Origin of the sequence: Microbacterium sp. NPDC056569, assembly GCF_042793475.1 — a bacterium.
GTDB lineage: Bacteria > Actinomycetota > Actinomycetes > Actinomycetales > Microbacteriaceae > Microbacterium.
Map to the genome: position 1 here is coordinate 103,418 of NZ_JBHTUV010000009.1, position 16,677 is coordinate 120,094.

Annotated in this window: 15 protein-coding genes and 1 pseudogene; 4 read left to right on the plus strand and 12 right to left on the minus strand. The window is 71.0% G+C overall.

Annotated features, from left to right (window positions below):
* Positions 1-6: 6 nt before the first annotated feature.
* The 7 genes from ACFQ7C_RS12145 to ACFQ7C_RS12175 form a co-directional block, all read right to left on the minus strand.
* A complete protein-coding gene (locus ACFQ7C_RS12145) occupies positions 7-1,710 on the minus strand; it encodes a hypothetical protein (RefSeq protein WP_378901117.1) in 1,704 nt (567 codons plus the stop codon).
* Between the two features lie 182 nt (positions 1,711-1,892).
* Complete coding sequence (locus ACFQ7C_RS12150) at positions 1,893-2,381, minus strand: adenosine-specific kinase (RefSeq protein ID WP_378901120.1); 489 nt, start codon at positions 2,379-2,381, stop codon at positions 1,893-1,895.
* 86 nt (positions 2,382-2,467) lie between these two features.
* Positions 2,468-3,139: a VOC family protein gene (locus ACFQ7C_RS12155; RefSeq protein ID WP_378901122.1), complete on the minus strand. Its 672-nt coding sequence runs from the start codon at positions 3,137-3,139 to the stop codon at positions 2,468-2,470.
* A gap of 21 nt (positions 3,140-3,160) precedes the next feature.
* Positions 3,161-3,637, minus strand: coding sequence for a hypothetical protein (locus ACFQ7C_RS12160; protein ID WP_378901125.1), 477 nt, complete (start codon positions 3,635-3,637; stop codon positions 3,161-3,163).
* A gap of 145 nt (positions 3,638-3,782) precedes the next feature.
* Complete coding sequence (locus ACFQ7C_RS12165; RefSeq protein WP_378901127.1) at positions 3,783-4,334, minus strand: hypothetical protein; 552 nt, start codon at positions 4,332-4,334, stop codon at positions 3,783-3,785.
* Entirely contained in the window at positions 4,331-4,534 is a 204-nt protein-coding gene (locus ACFQ7C_RS12170) for a DUF6578 domain-containing protein (protein ID WP_378901129.1), read from the minus strand. Before ACFQ7C_RS12170 ends, ACFQ7C_RS12165 begins: the two co-directional genes overlap by 4 nt.
* 81 nt (positions 4,535-4,615) lie before the next feature.
* Positions 4,616-5,767: a hypothetical protein gene (locus tag ACFQ7C_RS12175; RefSeq protein WP_378901131.1), complete on the minus strand. Its 1,152-nt coding sequence runs from the start codon at positions 5,765-5,767 to the stop codon at positions 4,616-4,618.
* 115 nt (positions 5,768-5,882) lie between these two features.
* Between ACFQ7C_RS12175 and ACFQ7C_RS12180 the strand changes: the two genes are divergently transcribed.
* The gene (locus ACFQ7C_RS12180) at positions 5,883-6,605 is read left to right on the plus strand and encodes a hypothetical protein (protein WP_378901133.1); all 723 of its coding nucleotides are present in this window, start codon (positions 5,883-5,885) and stop codon (positions 6,603-6,605) included.
* A 6-nt stretch (positions 6,606-6,611) separates the two neighbouring features.
* Here ACFQ7C_RS12180 and ACFQ7C_RS12185 read toward each other — a convergent pair whose 3' ends face one another.
* On the minus strand, positions 6,612-7,415 hold the full coding sequence (locus tag ACFQ7C_RS12185; protein WP_378901135.1) for an MBL fold metallo-hydrolase: 804 nt from the start codon (positions 7,413-7,415) through the stop codon (positions 6,612-6,614).
* Between the two features lie 165 nt (positions 7,416-7,580).
* Between ACFQ7C_RS12185 and ACFQ7C_RS12190 the strand changes: the two genes are divergently transcribed.
* A complete protein-coding gene (locus ACFQ7C_RS12190; protein ID WP_378901138.1) occupies positions 7,581-8,393 on the plus strand; it encodes a hypothetical protein in 813 nt (270 codons plus the stop codon).
* Positions 8,394-8,428: 35 nt separating this feature from the next.
* On the opposite strand, the gene ACFQ7C_RS12195 is transcribed toward ACFQ7C_RS12190, so the two are convergent.
* From ACFQ7C_RS12195 to ACFQ7C_RS12205, 3 genes and pseudogenes are all read right to left on the minus strand, one after another.
* The gene (locus tag ACFQ7C_RS12195; protein WP_378901141.1) at positions 8,429-9,514 is read right to left on the minus strand and encodes a DUF998 domain-containing protein; all 1,086 of its coding nucleotides are present in this window, start codon (positions 9,512-9,514) and stop codon (positions 8,429-8,431) included.
* 91 nt (positions 9,515-9,605) lie between these two features.
* Positions 9,606-10,235 carry an antibiotic biosynthesis monooxygenase gene (locus ACFQ7C_RS12200; protein WP_378901143.1) on the minus strand — a complete coding sequence of 210 codons (630 nt, stop codon included), beginning with the start codon at positions 10,233-10,235 and terminating at the stop codon, positions 9,606-9,608.
* A 137-nt stretch (positions 10,236-10,372) separates the two neighbouring features.
* A pseudogene (locus tag ACFQ7C_RS12205) lies at positions 10,373-11,128 on the minus strand (hypothetical protein); the annotation flags it as partial.
* A gap of 263 nt (positions 11,129-11,391) precedes the next feature.
* Between ACFQ7C_RS12205 and ACFQ7C_RS12210 the strand changes: the two are divergent.
* A complete protein-coding gene (locus ACFQ7C_RS12210; RefSeq protein ID WP_378901146.1) occupies positions 11,392-13,008 on the plus strand; it encodes a DEAD/DEAH box helicase in 1,617 nt (538 codons plus the stop codon).
* A gap of 151 nt (positions 13,009-13,159) precedes the next feature.
* Here the strand turns inward: ACFQ7C_RS12210 and ACFQ7C_RS12215 are convergent, their stop codons facing one another.
* Positions 13,160-14,437, minus strand: coding sequence for a glycosyltransferase (locus ACFQ7C_RS12215; protein ID WP_378901148.1), 1,278 nt, complete (start codon positions 14,435-14,437; stop codon positions 13,160-13,162).
* A gap of 200 nt (positions 14,438-14,637) precedes the next feature.
* Between ACFQ7C_RS12215 and ACFQ7C_RS12220 the strand changes: the two genes are divergently transcribed.
* Complete coding sequence (locus ACFQ7C_RS12220; protein WP_378901150.1) at positions 14,638-16,449, plus strand: glycosyl hydrolase family 18 protein; 1,812 nt, start codon at positions 14,638-14,640, stop codon at positions 16,447-16,449.
* The last annotated feature ends 228 nt before the right edge of the window (positions 16,450-16,677 follow it).

Here is a 16,677-nt window from a genome sequence, read left to right on the forward strand (position 1 = left end):
CCTGGGCTAACCGCAATTGGGGCGGCAGCCGCGCTGTGTGACGGCGTCGATGAGCACCGTGCCGATGTCGGTCGGCTGCAGCGCCTGATACGCCGCGCCGTCGGTGGCGGCCGCGATCTGCTCGAGGGCGGCCTGGTCGGTGTCGGGGCCGTAGCCGATCGCGATGACGGCGACGGGCTTCGCCGGATCGCGCAGCGTCTCGAGCTCGGCGAGCAGCGCCGGCAGGTCCAGGCCTTCGTCGTCCTCGTTGACGCCGTCCGTGTTGAGCAAGACCAGGTGGACCTGACCCGGTACGTACGTCTCGCGCATGAACTTCACGGCCGCGAGCACACTGTCGTACAGTCCCGTTCCGCCGCCGACCAGGCTGTCGAGCCCGTTCGCCGTGTCGATCGTGCGCTGCTTGTGGGCCGCATCACCCAGAGGCCCGAAGGGGACGATCTCCTGCCAGTCCTGTCCGCCGATCCGCCGGCTCGAGAACACCCAGGTGGCGAGCGACGAATCGGCCGACAGGGAGTTGACGGCGCGGACCGCTGCCTGTTCGAAGAGGTCGATGCGCCGCATGTCGGCGGTGGCCGGCTGGAGCATCGAGCCCGAGACGTCGTTGAGCGACAGCATCCGTGACGGCGCAGTGAGCACCTGCCAGGTGCGCAGCACCTCCGCCTGGTTGGTGCTGTCGGTGGGCGCCGGGGTCGCGGAGTCTCCGCCGGCGATCTCGAGGGTCGACTCCAGCGGGTTCCCTGCCGCGTCGCGCAACCCGTAGTCGGCGAGGTGGTCTCCGCCGGCTGCCACGGCGGCGGAGAGCGCCTCCACGGTGGCAAGCGTGTCGGCCGAGGCGTCTGCGAGCGTGACGAGGGGGACACTCACCGCGGGCTTCACGTCCGCCGGGTAGATCGGCATAAGGCGTGTTGTGGCATCCTCGGCCTGCGCCAGCACCGCCTGCTCCGTGGTCACGGCGATCGTCGGCGTCGTCGCAGCGGATGCCGCGGCCAGCGCATCGGCGGCGGTCGGCACGACGCCCGTGTCGAGGCCGAGCACGAGCGCGGTGAACGTTCGCGCGTCTCCGCCGACCGCGGTCTGGAGGGCGAGCAGCGCCGCGGAGCTCGCGGCGACCGTCGCCGGATCCGGCAGCACGGCGGCGACGGAGCGTCCTGCGAGGCTTGCGAACGCGGCCCCTTCCGCGGTGAGCGCAGCCGCCGTGGGCTCCGTCGCCGCGAAGACGACGGGGCTGCTGGCCACGGTTCCCCTGACCACCAGGTCCGCGGCGTCCACGCCGGCGAGCTCGGCTTGACCGGTCGCTCTCGAGGGCCACATCGCGGAGTCGGGCACCCAGACGTCGAAGCCCGGCTCCGATCCTGCCGCGAGCGCCGCGGCCGTGACCGCGCTGTCCTCGGCACGGACCGTCACGGCGGGGCAGTCCGAACGGGATTCCGTCAGGTCTGCGGCGATCGCCTTCAGCGCTCCCGCGACCGCCGGATCCGCAGTGATGCGGAGGTCCGACGGCAGGCATCCGTCCGACACCGCCGGCTCCTGGTCCGGTTCACCGGGGGTTCCGCGGAGGAAGAAGACGCCGGCCACCACGGCGAGCGCGACAACGAGGGCGATGATGACGCCCAGAAGGATCAGCGAACGCCTTCGCTGCTGCGCGGCGCGCGCGGCCGCGCGCGTGGGGGCATCGCCACTGGTGGGCGTGCTCGGCTGCACTCGAACCACATGCACTCCGATGGACGGCGGGCGGGCGGCCCGCGTACGGGGTACGACGTCGTTCCCGAGAAATACGGCATCGTACGTTGGGGGGATACTCCTGTGGAGTATAGGCGAACGCGTCGCGCGAGCAACTGGCGACGGGTTGGCTCAGACCGACGCGCCGAGGGCGCGATCGGCGCAATCGCCCGTCAGAGCTTGTAGCCAATCGCGCGGAGGAGGTCCTTGCGGTCCGCGACGTCCTGCTCGGTCTCGACGCCGACTGGCGGCTCGCCGTCGATCACGCCAGCGATCCCCCGGCCGGCACCGGTGACGGCGACGAGGACCTGCAGTGGGTTCGCCGTGGCGCAGTAGATGGAGCACACCTCCGGCACCGCCTTGATCTGGTTGAGCACGTTCACGGGGAACCCGTCCCGCAGCATGATGACGAAGCAGTGTCCGGCAGCCACGGCCGACGCGGCCGTGACCGCGAGGTCGACGAGCGAATCATCGTTGCCGGTGCGCCTGACCAGCCGAGCACCGGATGCCTCGCAGAACGCCACGCCGAACTTCAAGGGGCCGCCGATCCCGGCGAGCGCCTCGTGCAGGTCTTCGACGGTCTTGATGAAGTGGGATTGGCCGAGGATGACGTTAACGTCGTCCGGCTTCTCGAGCGGGACGACCTCGATGTCGACAGTCACGGCAGGCCTCCTTCGACGCCGCCAGGATAGCCCTGCGCGATGGGCGGCGCACCGGGTGGGGACGCTCCGTCGTGCGCCTCGCCTCGTCAGTCGTAGGTGTCGGTCCAGGACGCGATGTCGACGCCGTGGTTGTCGGGTGACGCGAGCGACCACCACGCGGGGGCATGCGAGTCATCGGCGAGTCTGCCTCCGGCGGCGAGTGCGGCATCCACGCGCGCTTGCGCCTGGTCGGCCGGGACGAAGACGTCGAAGTGCGTCCGACCCCTTGCCGGCGAGTCTCCGGTGATCGGGTTGAAGGCGAGTTGCGGTCCGCAGCGCAGCGGGTCGACAGCGTCCGTGTCGCCGAAGTCGTCATAGCCGAGAGCTGCGGTGAAGAACGGCCGCACGTCGGCCTCGGAGTGCTGGGCGACATAGATGCCGATCGACTGCGCGCGCGAGGGATCGGGGGTGAGACCCTGCTCGGCGGCCGCCCGTGACACGGTGGCCGCGAACTCGGTGGCGGCCGCGGGGATGCCCTCGGGCTCGCGGTACGGGACGCGGACGACGACTGCCTCGGGACGAAGGTCGATATCGGGCAGGATGCTGAATCTCGCGGCAGCGGCGACGATCGGGGCGATGAGACCCGCCGCGTGGGAGATGGAGGTCGCGGTGAAGACCGCCTGAGGCCCGGTGCCGGTGACGCGCCAGTCGGTGACGCCGGGTGCTCGGTGGAATTCGGCCGGGGAGATCCAGGCTGATGCTGTCGTTGCCTCACTCATTCGGACTCCTCACGTTGCGTCCTAGTCACCAGCGATGGCGATGGTCTCAGGCAGGGTGTCGCCGCTGTCCAGCGCGACGCGACGGAACTCGTCGCCGTCGCGCTCGTAGAGGCCGGCGACGGCGCCGGTGATGAAGTAATCCGACGCCGCGTCACCGGAGAGCATCGACGGGGTGAGGAACAGCATGTACTCCTCACCGAGCGTCAGGACCGGTCCCGTGTCCTGTCGCACCTCGACGACATCGCCGACCGCGACCGTGGCGTGCGTCGCATCGAGATTCGCCGCCAACTGAGGATTGGCGGGAACGTTGGTCACGTCGACGCTCGACACCGTCGTCTCTGGGCCACCGTGCTGCTCCGTCGCAGGGTCGCCGCGCTGCTCCGTCACTGTGCCGACCACGATGACCGAGCTGTCCGCGGCCAGGGCGTCAAGGCTCTCGTAAAGCGTGGCGCGACTCCCCGATGAGGAGGTCGTACACGCGGTGAGCGCCGCGATCATCACCACGATCAGCGTCATTCCACCGACGCTTCGTGTGGACCCCTTCATCCCCACCGCCTCGTTGCTCGTCGCGGACCTGCGTCCGCATTGGCGTCAGCCTATCCAGCCGATGCCCGGCCTGAGCTGGGGTTCGAGCGTGAAGTCGTCAGTTCACCGTCATCACTGAGTGCTCGTTGGTCGCGGTGTCGCACGTCGTGATCCGCCAAGCCGGCGTCCCGTCGTCCATGACACGGGCCATCTCGATGATCAGCGGACTCGGCCACTGCTCGCCGGAGAGTCGAGCCGCTGCGGTGGCGCTCGTGCCGAGCACCCGTTGTTCCGGCTCTGTCAGCTGTGTCTCCTGGGTGGCCACCACTCGCATCGTCCTGACGTCGACGATCGACTCTTTGCCGTAGCTCGGGTCGTCGACGCGCTCGCCGAGCAGGTCCTCCTTGGTGTCGACGCTCCGCAGTCGCCACACCCACGCGGAATCGACGTACTCGAGGCGGAGGCCGACGATGGTCCCGCCGATCGCGGGCGACTCGCCGGGCAGCGCCTCGAGGAAGTCCGTGGGCCACGAGAACTCCGCCGGCATGCACGTGCCAGGGTAGTTCTCCCCGACCGCGTCGGGCGGGTCAGGAACGGTGGAGCACGCCGAGACGGCCAGCGTCGCGGCCAGGATCAGCGCACCTGCGCAGAGGCGTGGTGGTGCGTTCATCGCTCATCTTCGACGTCGACGAGCCAGCCGGCGAAGTGCGACTCGACCGCGCCCACCGTCGCGGCGAGCGTCGGACCGAGCAATTCCGTCAGGGACGAGCCAGGCATGCGGCTCTGGACGCCGAAGTCGACCTCGTCGCCAACAGCGAACGGGTTTCCGCAGCACGCCCACTCCCAGTCGGTCAGCCACACGCGAGTCATGCCGCCCACGCTACCGACCGTCGGATCCGAGCGAGGTCTGCCGGGGTGCCGTCGGCGGGGTACTGATCGCTGCCGGAGACGCTAGGTGGCAGCATCCGTCTTCGCCGCCGCGGAGTCGGCGCGCTCGGCGGCGGCCAGGGTGCGCGTGAACAGCAGCAGCCACCCGACCACGAGGCCCGCGCAGACCATCTCGTGGGTGGCGAGCGTGTAGTACCCGATCCAGAACAGGCTCGCGGAGAAGAAGATGCCCGCCGCCACCGCGAGGGCGAGCACGATCATCGGCCAGCGCAGGCACGGCAGCACCCACCGGAGGCCGAGCAGGAACGCTCCGAAGACGACGGCCATCCCGATGGCGAAGATGTTGTGGCCCAGCTGGCTGAAAGTGACCGGCACCAGCGCCGCGCCGATGAAACAGGCCGCGAGGGTGAGGAACACGAAGTAGACGGTGAGCGCACTCATCCGGGTCACCCGGGGCTCGGTGCGCGCCCAGGCCTGCAGACTCGCCAGCAGGTACATCGCGAGCAGCGCCGTCACGCCGCCCGCCAGGATCAGCGTCGCGTTGAAGACCGCAGCGGTGACGCCGCCGCGGCCGCCGAGCTCGCTGAAGTTGAGCCGGTACCACTCGTCGTCCTGTGTCGTGGCGACACTGACCGTGAACCCGGTCGCCACCACGGCGAACAGCAGCAGCACGAGGCGGGTCGCGGTGACATGCGCGGCCAGCGTGAAGGCGGTGTAGCCGCAGCCGCCGGCCACCAAGGCGACGATCATGGTCGCCGTCATCGTGTCGACCGCGGCTCCGGGCCAGATCAGCGACGCGGCGTGGAACAGCACCCACTGGACCATTCCGAACACCGCCGCCAGCGACATCGTGAGCGCTGCCGTCATCCACGCCCGTCGAGAGTGCGTGACGCCGTTCAGCCACGCCTGCCGCGGATCGCGCGCCGCGAGCCGGTAGCTCACGAACGCCGCGGCGAGCGTGACGGATGCTGCGACCACGATGCCGGCCGCGCCGACCGACGCGCCTTCCCACACGGGTGCCGCGCGGCCCCAGAACCCGAGTGATCCTCCGGCGAGTCCGACCCCGAAGGCCAGGGTGGCCACGACGATCGCCCGCGCCTCGGTGCGCACGGCGAAGCGTCGCGCTTCGACCACCCCGTCGCGATGCAGCCGTCTCTCGACCCGCACCGCGGCAGCTTCGAGGCGTGCTCCCTGCGACCACGCGCCGCGTGCCATGGCATGATTGTCCACCCATCGCGGCGCGAGCGGGGGCTCTCGGCGGGCGAGCCCGAGGGGGCTGCCCGCGGGGATGCCTGGTGCAGCCCGGGAGGCGCCGGAGTACGTTGAGGCTGTGGATGGATCGCCCTCCGCACCGGATGTGACACCCGAGTCGCCCGAGCTCACGGAAGGACGCTCGCGCCCGACAGGCACCGCACGCGAGCTGGACGCGCTGCGCGCTCGCGCGTACGGCCCGGAGGCGGACATCGAGGCCGACCCGGTGGCGATGGCCCGGCTGATCGAGCTGGAGGCGGCTCACCTCAGCGCCGTGGCTGCCACACGAGCCGCCGTCGGCGCGGCCCCGACCGCGGCATCGTCTGCGGACCCGACGACCGCCCCGGCGCCGCCGCGCATCTTCCACCGGCGCCTGTGGGCCGTCGCGGGCGCGGTGGTCCTCCTCGGGGTCGCCGTCGCCACCGCATGGAATCTCGCACCGTATCCCGATGCGACGCTGCAGAAGATCGACGCCGAAGCGGACAGCGACATCATCCGCGTGCTGAGCGCGCAGGGGAGAGGACCGGATGCGGCCACGCTCCGCCAGTTCGAGCCGTACCACGGCGTGGGCGTGTGGTCCGTCGAGAACAGCGCGGGAAAGGTCTGCTTCGTCGTGTGGGACCTCGCCGCGAGCGGCAGGTTCTCCATCAAGTGCGCCCCACCCGGCAGAGAGGTCGCTCTGACGCTGAGCGTGGTGTCGGAAGGGGATGACTTCGGACGGTGGCTGCCGGACGGGAGCAGCGTCGACTTCCGTTTCGGCGAGGACACGGTGGACGTCTTCGTGCGACCACCGGAGGACTGAGCGCCGTCAGCCGCGCTCGGCGAGCGACTGCACCTGCCACTCGTGCACGTCGACGAGCCAGTACAGCGGTCCGGACGGGTCGAGCCGGGGGTCGTCGGGGGCGCGGCCATCGCGCAGCGCCTCGACATACGCGCGGTCCTGCGTGATGCGGCGGCGGGCCTGGCCGGCTCCGCCGACGGAGCCGTGGCCGGGGACGACGGCGACGACGCCGTCGGCGACGCTCTCGAAGAGGTCGAGCGCGGCCAGATAGTCGCCGATCGGGTCGTCGGCCTGGAGGTCGAGGAACGGCATCAGGATGTCGGAGAGCATGTCACCCGCGACCAGCACCCCGCTGTCCTCGACCAGCAGTGCGGCGTGTCCGGGTGCGTGGGCGCGGTGCTGGAGGATCCGGACGGCGGGACCGTCCCAGGGGATCCGTGTCGTTCCCTCGGGCAGGCCGGTGATCAGGCCGAGCAGCTCCATCGGGATCTCGTCGGCGTACTCGGGTGGCAGCCCCTCCGCGATCTGGCCCTGCCAGTCCGGGCTCGCCAGCACCTCGTGGATGGTGGCGGCGCCGACAGCCGTCCCGTAGCGGGGCGCGTCCCCGAGGCTGGGATGCCAGAGCACGTGGTCCCAGTCCGGATGCGTCGAGAAGGCCGCCACGACCGGGCGGCCGAGTTCGCGCAGATCGTGCGCGAGGTCCGCCATCTCGGATCCGGTGATGCCCGGGTCGATCAGGAGCACGCCGTCGCGCCCCTGCACGACCGTCGCCTGGGTCTGGATGAACTCGCTCTCGTGGGCGAGAACGCCCTCGGCGACGTGCTGCAGCATGGGGTGCCCTCCGCAGGTGTGGTGTGCGACCGCTCGGGGGCGACGCTAGTACCGGACAGCGCAGGCGATCCAGCCCAGGGTGTGCATACGAGCTCGAGCCGGGACCGGAAAGCCCCACGACCGGGTGTTTCCGCGTTCGCATGGACGCATGAGACGATGCACGAGATGGATGCTGCGACCCTCGACGAACTGCACACGCTGCGCGCTCGCGCCTACGGCCCCTCCGCCGACATCGACGAGGATCCCGCAGCGCTGGAGCGACTCCGTGAACTGGAGGCCCGTCGTGCCGCAGCGGCGACGGCGACGCCGGTGGAACCGCCCCTCGTCGCCGAACCCGCGGTCGCGCCCGAGCGGCAGGGCGCCGCGGTGACGGTCGTCGTCGCGCCCGAAGCCTCCGACGCGCAGCCGGAGGCCGAAGAGGCGAGCACCTCCGATGAGCCCGACGAGCCTCGCGCACGTCGCAGGAGGCGCGGGCTGTCGAGCAGCACGTGGGCGCTCTGGGCGCTCTCGGTGGTGGCGGCCGCGGCGCTCGCGGCCGGGTTGACCTATTCGGCCACGGCCATCTCGCCGATCTCGGCCTCCAGCGGCGCGACGCAGATCGACACGCTCGACCCGTACCCGCTCGCGGATGTCCCCGCCGGGTGGTTCGGCGCCGGGCCCAGCTCGCTCGCGTTCGACTACTTCGGGTTGACCCTGTTCGAGACGTCAGGCGGCTACGGAGCGCTCGGCACCGACTGCTTCAGCCTCGTGGCGACCGAGGAGCTGCCCGAGCCCGACGCGGACGCGAACTCGTGGTCGATGTCGGGGATCATGCTGACGGGATGCGCCGTGGGATCGTTCCCCGCGACCATCCAGCTCGCCGTCGACAGCAGCGCCCCGCAGCAGCTGCGCGACCGCTTCCCCGCCGACAGCGCCCTGCAGTTCGTTTTCGACGGCGACCGCGTCGGCGTCTACCTCGACAGCGGCGCCGCCGACTGATCACGGATGCTGCGGGCCGCAGCATCCGTCTCCCCTCAGTCCTTGCGGCCGGCGACGCCGAGGAACCGGATGAACACGGCGATCCAGCCGAATATCAGCGCGAACACGATGATCTCGAACGCCGTGAGCGAGAAGTAGCCGACCGCGGGGATGAAGAGGACGACCGAGGCGATCATCGCCGCGAGGAACGCCCACGACGCGACGAAGTAGGTGCGCGGCATGCCGCGGAAGAACCGCGGCCCGCCGATGAGCAGCACCAGGTACATCACGGCCATGCCGGAGGCCGACAGGTTGTGGGCCGGCATGTTCACGTCGACGGGGAAGATCCCCACGCACGCCAGCATGATGCCCATGATGACGAAGAGCACCGGGACCGTCCGCACCGCCCGCGGGTTCTGGAGGACGCCCGCCTCGGCGAGCTCACGCATGTCGTTGGCCACATAGACGGCGAAGGTCGTCACGAGGAGGCCTGCCGCGATCAGGGTGCCGTTGAAGACCCAGCTCGACAGGTCGTCCTCGAAGGTTCCGAGGTGGCTGAAGTGGATCGTCCACCACTTCGCGTCGGGCGTGGTCACCATGGCGGTGAGCGTGCCGATCGCGATGAACGTGAGCAGCAGCGACGACATCCGCTGCGTCGTCATCGCCGACACCGACAGGTAGACGAACCATGTCGTGAGGCCGAGCGTGACCGACATCAGCACGACGGCCCAGAAGGTCACGATCGGCAGGCCGATGAAGCCCATCGCCAGCACGCGGTAGAGCGCGTACACCGCGACGAACGCGAGGGCCGTGTGCACGATGACGACCGAGATCGTGTTGACGATGAACTTCCACGACGGCAGCGACTGCCGCCACTCCTGGCCGGGCCGGCCGCGGGCGCGCCAGTACTCGAGCGTCGACGCGACGGCGGCGACCACCGCGGCGCCGCAGGCGGCCCAGACCGAGAACGAGTCGGCGACGCCGGCCAGCTGCAGATCCGGGGCGAAGATGCCCACCAGCAGGCCGTAGATCGCACCGAGGATGCCGGCGGCGAACGCGGCGTAGACCGCCTCGGATTCGGCCCGGCGACCGGGCGTCGGGGGCGCGGCGTCCGGCAGCGGTGTGGTGTTCACAGTGCTCACGAGGTCAGAGTACGACCGCGCCGGAACTGCCGGGGTGATCAGCGCATCAAGATTCGGTGACGGTCCCCCTGCCCCGGGCCGCGGCCACGCGTCAGGCGCCGCGCTGGAGCCAGGGACGCAGCATCCGTGTCACCCACGGAAGCACCGCGTACGTCATGACGGGGGTGAGCAGCGCGGTCGAGAGGAGCACGCGAGCGATCAGCGGCCACTCCGCGAAACCCGGGACGAAGCCGAGAAGCCACGACGCGAGAAGGTTCGTGGGGAAGAAGCCGAGCCAGATCGTGACGGCCTGCTTCCATCGCGGCGGGGCGGCCGGGATGGGCTGCTGGACCGGGCCGGTGACCGGTGAAGTCGCGTGACCCGGATGCCGCGACTCGACGTGCGTAGCGAACGGGGCGTCGAACCACCCTTCGATGCCGGTGCGTCGCTCGACCCTGACCTCGCTTGCGAAAGCACGGCCGGAGTCGAGCCACCACGACCGCTGCGGCGAGTCCTCCCAGGCTTCGAGGGTCGGGATGTCGCGGAAGCGGTAGAGCATGTACCAGAGGTCGCTGCCTTCGCCCGCGCGGACCCAGCCGGAGCCGAGGAACCCCGCGAAGCCCGCGGCGAGATCGGTGCCGGCCTGCATCCAGCTCGTGGCTTCGACGGTGCGAGAGGGATCGATGCGTCGTTCGATCGCGACGGTGATGGGGTGGGCCACGGGTTCTGCCATGCCATCCATTCTGCGGACAGCGGCTTCGTCGTGCTCTCCGGGGCGGGCGAAGCCGCCGCCGCGGCGAAGGCCAGGGCTCGCGGCAGCGACAGCAGCCAGATCCCCATCGTCACGAACGCGACGAACTCGAACAGCGCGAGCGTGATCAAGCCCGCGGTCAGCACGATCATCCCGGTCATCAGGAGCGCGACGCAGAGCACGGTGGCCCGCCGGAATCGGCGGCTGCGACCGGGAATCGCAAGTCCCGTCGCGACCGTCGACACGAACGACAAGCCCAGTGCGGTGGCGATGAGGTCGTGCCCGACCGGACTCACCGGGATCGGGACCAGCCCGACCGCGGTGAGGAAGAGGCCGGCCGACACGATCGATCCACGGAACGCACGTGACGCGCGACGACGGATGCCGCTGGGCAGCGCCACCGCGATCAGCACGCCGTAGACCGCGAGGAAGAAGCCGGAGAAGATCGTGATGCTGTTGAAGGTCCGGCCCGAGAAGTCGGAGTGCGTGCCCAGCTGGGAGAAGTGCAGCTGCCACCAGGTCGTGTCGTGCGTGGAGAGGATCGCGACGGCGACCCCGACCGGGAGCGAGAGCACGGCGAGCCGTCCGATGCGGTGGGCGATGTGGCCGGCGTCGGGGGCGCGGCGTGCGGAGCGTGCGGGTTCGGAGGTGGTGGTCGTCACCGCGGTGGTGGTGGCGGTGGTGACGGGCGCCGCGACGGCCGTGGTGGTGGTCGCGGAGAGACCCGCTGCGTCAGTGGTGGTGCTGGTCGCGGCGTGCACGAGCGGGCGCGCCGTGGTGGGATCGGGGTCGACGCAGGTGAGCGTCGACGCGCTGGCGGCCCCCGTCGCGCGCGCGGGTGCGACGGTTACGGGTGGAGCGTCGGAAAGGGTCGTGGGAGGCATTCGACTCACGATCGGTTCTGTGCGGCGTGCCCGAAGCCGGACATCCCCCCAAAAGACCCCCGGTCCGGGGCCCGTTGGTCAAGACGGCAAATCCCCAGTTCAGCGGCGAACCGCTCCTTCAAACAGTAGCCCGCAGAGCCGAGAAAGCGCTGGCCGGAGCCCAACCGCGAAATGGGTGCCCGGGTACGCTGGACACGCCGGTCCACGCGCCGCGCCGCGTGGACGGCGTGCGGGTCCCGCTGACCCGCACCTGGAGGAGCCGGATGCCCAAGAACAAGAAGCCCGGCGGTGGCCGCGCGGCGAAGAACTTCGACCCGCGCTACAACCCGAAGTACCGCGCCGCGAGCGACGCTCGGGACGGGCAGGATGCCAAGCGCCGCCCGGGGGAGTCGTCGGCGGGCAAGCCGGGCAGCCGCAGCGCAGGGCATCGCGGGTTTCGTGCCGAATCCGGCGCCGCCGCGGCCCCGAAGCGCCGTTGGAGCGAGCAGGAGCGCGCAGGCCGGGACGAGGCGCGGGCGATCCGCACGCACTCGCGTGACGACCGCGCGCGGCCGGGGCGCGATCGCGACGAGCGCCGGGATTCCGGGCGAGAGGGTGCGCCGCGCCGGGATGCCGGGCCGCGCCGGGATGCCGGGCCGCGCCGGCAGGAGCCGGCTCGGCGCGACGTCGTGCACGAGCGGCTCGACGCCGACGCCGTGGCGCCTGCCGCGGTGGGGGGTGCGACGTTCGCCGATCTCGGCCTGGGTCAGAACATCGTCAAGACGGTCGCGGAGCTGGGGGCGCAGCATCCGTTCCCCATCCAGGCCGCGACGATCCCCGCGATCCTCGACGGGCGCGATGTGCTCGCGCGCGGCCGCACCGGGTCGGGCAAGACCATCGCGTTCGGCGCACCGCTCGTCGAGAGCGTGCTGCGCTCCCAGGCGGGGCAGAAGCGCGAGTTCGGCCGGCCGCCGCGGGCGCTGATCCTCGCGCCGACGCGTGAGCTCGCGCTGCAGATCGACGCGACGATCCAGCCGATCGCCCGCAGCGTCGGCCTCTTCACGACGCAGATCTACGGCGGCGTGCCCAAGGCGCGCCAGCTCGGGGCGCTGAAGAAGGGCATCGACATCGTCATCGGCACGCCGGGGCGCGTCGAAGACCTCGTCGAGTCGCGCGCGCTCGACCTCTCGCAGGTGCGCATCGCCGTGCTCGACGAGGCCGACCACATGTGCGAGCTGGGCTTTCTCGAGCCGGTGCAGCGCATCATGCGCCGCACGCCCCGCGACGCGCAGCGCCTGCTGTTCTCTGCGACGCTCGACGGCGAGGTGTCGTCGCTGGTGGGCGAGTTCCTGAGCGAGCCGGCGGTGTACGAGGTCGCGGGCGAGACCCAGCGCACGGGAACGATCGACCACCGCGTTCTCGTCGTCGACCATCGCGACAAGCGCGACATCCTGCGCACCCTCGTCGACCGTGCGGGGAAGACGCTGGTGTTCACGCGCACCCGTGCGTTCGCCGAGATGCTCGCCGAGCAGTTCGACGAGGTCGGCATCCGCGCCCTCGCGCTGCACGGCGACCTGGACCAGGCCCGCCGTACGCGCAACCTCGAGAAGCTCACGTCGGGTCGCATCGACGTGCTGGTGGCGACGGATGTCGCGGCCCGCGGCATCCACGTCGACGACATCGATCTCGTCGTCCAGGCAGACGCGCCCGACGAGTACAAGACGTACCTGCACCGCTCCGGCCGCACCGGCCGCGCCGGGCGTGCGGGCACGGTCGTGACGCTCGTGACGCGCGCACGTCGCGAGCGCCTCGCGGACCTGCTCGAGCGCGCCGACATCGAGGCGCCGTTCGACGAGGTGCGCCCCGGCGACGACCTGCTGGAGGAGCTCGCCGGGCGCTGACATCGCGTCGTTCACCGTCGCGTGAGGGGTGTCGGCGTTACGGGCAATATCGCCATTGAGACATCGTGTCGCAACCGCGGGAGGGCGCGCCAGGGGGGTCGTGGGCGGCGGCGGGGTGCAGCATCCGTTCGCTGCATTGCCGGCGCGGAGGTCAGGGGACGGCGAGCTGTTCGATGAGCTCGGCCGCGCGCGGCGCCCCGCCGAGTGACGCGAGCTGAGCCGAGACGCGGGCCGCAGCATCCCGATATCCGGAGCCGGACATCACCCGGTCGACGCCCGTTGCGACCTTCGCCGCGCTGGGCGTGCCGCTCTTGAGGTTCACGCCCGCGCCCGCCCACGCGACGAGCGAGGCGATCTCGGGCTTGTCCAGGTCGCCGCCCGCGATCACGAGGGGGATGCCGTGGCTGAGCGCGGCGAGTGTCCCTCCCCACCCGCCATTCGTGATCATGACGTCGACGCGGGGGAGCAGCTGCTCGTATGGCAGGAAGCCGGCCACCCGCACGTTGCCGGGCACGGTGAAGGGCAGGGTGTCGTTGCCGGGGACCCCCGTCGCCGCCACCACCAGCACATCCCGATCGGCCAGAGCCTCGATCGCCGGTCGCAGCAGATCGGACGGATCGATGTTCTGCGTGCCCTGCGTGACGTGCACGACGGTGCGTCCCTCGAGATCGCCCCACCACGAGGGCAGACGATCGCCGTCGGCGGCGGGGGATGCGGCGAGGCTGATCCGCCCGACGAAGTGGACCCAGTCGGGCCGGTCGGTGCGGCCGTAGTCGAGCGCCGGGCATCCGCCCACCGTCACGAGCTGCGTCGAGAAGACCGACTCGCCGAAGGGCCTGCGTGACGGCGGGAGCCCGACCTCCGCACGCGCGCGGGCCAGGGGCTTCGTGATCTGTCCGGTCATCAGCGGGACCACCGCGCGCAGGAGTGCGTCGCGCACGCGCGTGACCGGGTTCCGTCCTGGGACGATGCCCATTCCGGTGGGCGGGCCTTGGGGGCCCATCATGTTGAGCGGGAGCACGGCCGCCGTCGCCCACGGGACGCCGGTGTGTTCGGCGAAGAACGCGCTGCCGACCGACATCTCGTCGGCGGCGAGCACGTCCCAGGGCTCGCGCTCCCACTCTGCGGTGAGGTCGGCGAACTGGCCCGGGGCGGTCCCGATGAAGAGGTCCGCCACGTTGACGAGCAGCTGAGAGATGCCCTTCTTGCCGATCAGACGCGGAAACGTCACGGTGAGGTCGTTCTCGTCGAAGTCGCGCGCGTGCGACCACGGCACGAAGCGGGCGCCGGATGCCTCGACCCCCCGCTCGAACGCTCGGCCGGTGTAGAACCGCACGTCGTGGCCGCGCGCGCTGAGCGCCTCGGCGACGGCCCGCACCGGTGACACATGCCCGGTGAAGGGCATTGCCGACAGCAGGAAGCGCGCCATTCCGACATCGTGGCGCAGCGCCGGAGGAGTGCGCCAGAGGGGCGCGCCCCGCTGGACCTGCGACTTCGTGGCGGCGATGCGCGATTCCCGGTCTTCCCGAGCCGCGGCGTTTGATGCCAGAATGGTCACCCGGGTATTTGTTAGGACGCTTACCTAATTCCTGATCGGATGCCTCCCCCCTCACAACCGAAGGAGCTTGTGTGTCGAAACATCCCCTGCCGGCGCTCGCCGCCGCCATCACCGGAGCACTGGCGGTCGGCCTGCTCGCCGCGCCGGCTGCCGCTGCCGCGCCGGCCGCGGTCGCATCGTCCGCCGTCGCCGCGCGCGAGGACGCCAGCCCGACGACGACCATCAACGCCTATCGCAACGTCGGCTACTACGGGCAGTGGCGGGCGACCGGCGAGGCGCAGGCCACGCTGAAGCGCGTGTTCGTCGACGGTGGCGCCGGCGCGAACCTCACGCACCTCAACTACTCGTTCGGCAACGTCGCCGGAGACCAGGCTGCCCTCGACGCGGCCCGCGCGGCCGGCGTGCAGGGCCTGGACGGCGTCGAGCCGTACACGTGCTTCATCTCCGACACCGCCGCCACCGGACCCGGTCAGACCGACACCGCAGGCGACGCCGACAGCGACTTCGTGCACGCGTTCACCGCCGCGCAGTCGGTGCTCGGCATCGCCGATGCGAAGAAGCAGAAGCTCGCCGGCAACTTCAACCAGCTCGCACAGCTCAAGCGGCTGTACCCCGACCTCAAGGTCAACGTGTCGCTCGGCGGCTGGTCGTGGTCGAAGTCGTTCTCGAAGGCCGTCGCGACGCCTGAACTGCGGTCGGCGCTCGCCGAGTCGTGCATCGACCTCTACATCCGCGGCAACCTCCCCGTGATCGGCGGGCGGGGCGGCGCGGCCGCGGCCGCGGGCGTGTTCGACGGCTTCGACCTCGACTGGGAGTGGCCGGGCGCGCCCGACTGGGCGCAGGAGGTCGGCAACAGCGTCGACCCTGTGAACGACAAGGCGAACTTCCTCGCGTTCGTGAAGGAGCTTCGTGCGCAGCTGAACGCCGTCGAGGCCGAGACCGGCGAGGAGTACGAGATCTCGGCGTTCTTGCCGGCGGGGCCGACCCAGATCGCCGCAGGCGGCTGGAACGATCCCGAGCTCTTCGAGTACCTCGACTTCGCCAACCTCCAGGGCTACGACCTCTGGGGCTCGTGGACCGCCGAGACCGGCCATCAGGGCAACGTCTACGGAGACCCCGCCCACAACTGGGGCCTCGGGCTCGACACCGTCGTCGCGTCGTATGTGAACGCAGGTGTCGATCCGGCGCAGCTCAACCTCGGCCTCGCCGCCTACGGGCAGGGATGGACGGATGCCGAACCCCAGCCGTGGACCCTCTCCGGCGGCGGCATCACCCAGATCACGTGGGACCAGCTGAAGGCGCGCGACCTCGAGATCCACCACGAGTACACCGCCGACGGCCGCTTCAACGCGACGTGGGGCTACGACGCCGCGGCGCGCCAGTTCTGGTCGTTCGACGACGAGGTGGCGGTGGCCGAGAAGGCCGCGTGGGCGATCTCGAAGGGCCTGGGCGGCGTCGACTTCTGGGAGGTCGGCAACGACGTGGCGGGCGACCTCTCGGCCGCCTCGGCCCAGGTGCTGCGCGCGGCGACTCCGGGCCCGGTCGCGGGCGCGGAGGGCACCCAGTGCGCGACGACTCCGGATGCTGCGGCCCGGCCGTGGAATGCGCAGACCACGTACCGCGGGGGCGAGCTCGTGTTCCTCGACGGGCGTGTGTTCCAGGCGCAGTGGTACGCCAAGGGCGACCAGCCCGGCGCGTCGGTGCGCGGGCCCTGGAGCACTCTCACCGCGTGCGGTGTGAACCCCGGCACGGTGCAGGACTGGTACGCAGACACGATCTACGACAAGGGCGACCAGGTCGTCTACGGCGGCGTGACCTACACCGCCCAGTGGTGGAGCCGCAACGACGTGCCCGGAGCCAAGCACGGCCCCTGGAAGCGCTGAGTCCTCGCCGCGCAGCGGGCGTCCCCACGGGGCGCCCGCTGTCGCGCTCGTGCTCGGGCTCTGGGGTTCGGGTGGGATTTCGTCGAGGTGGCCCGTTGTGCCGGTTCGGGGTCCGGTGGCGACCATTGGGGCCGACTCCGGCGGCCCCGGGGGCCCAGAGGGCGTGTCCTTCGTCGAGGTGGCCCGTTGTGCCGGTTCGGGGTCTGGTGGCGACCATTGGGGCCGACT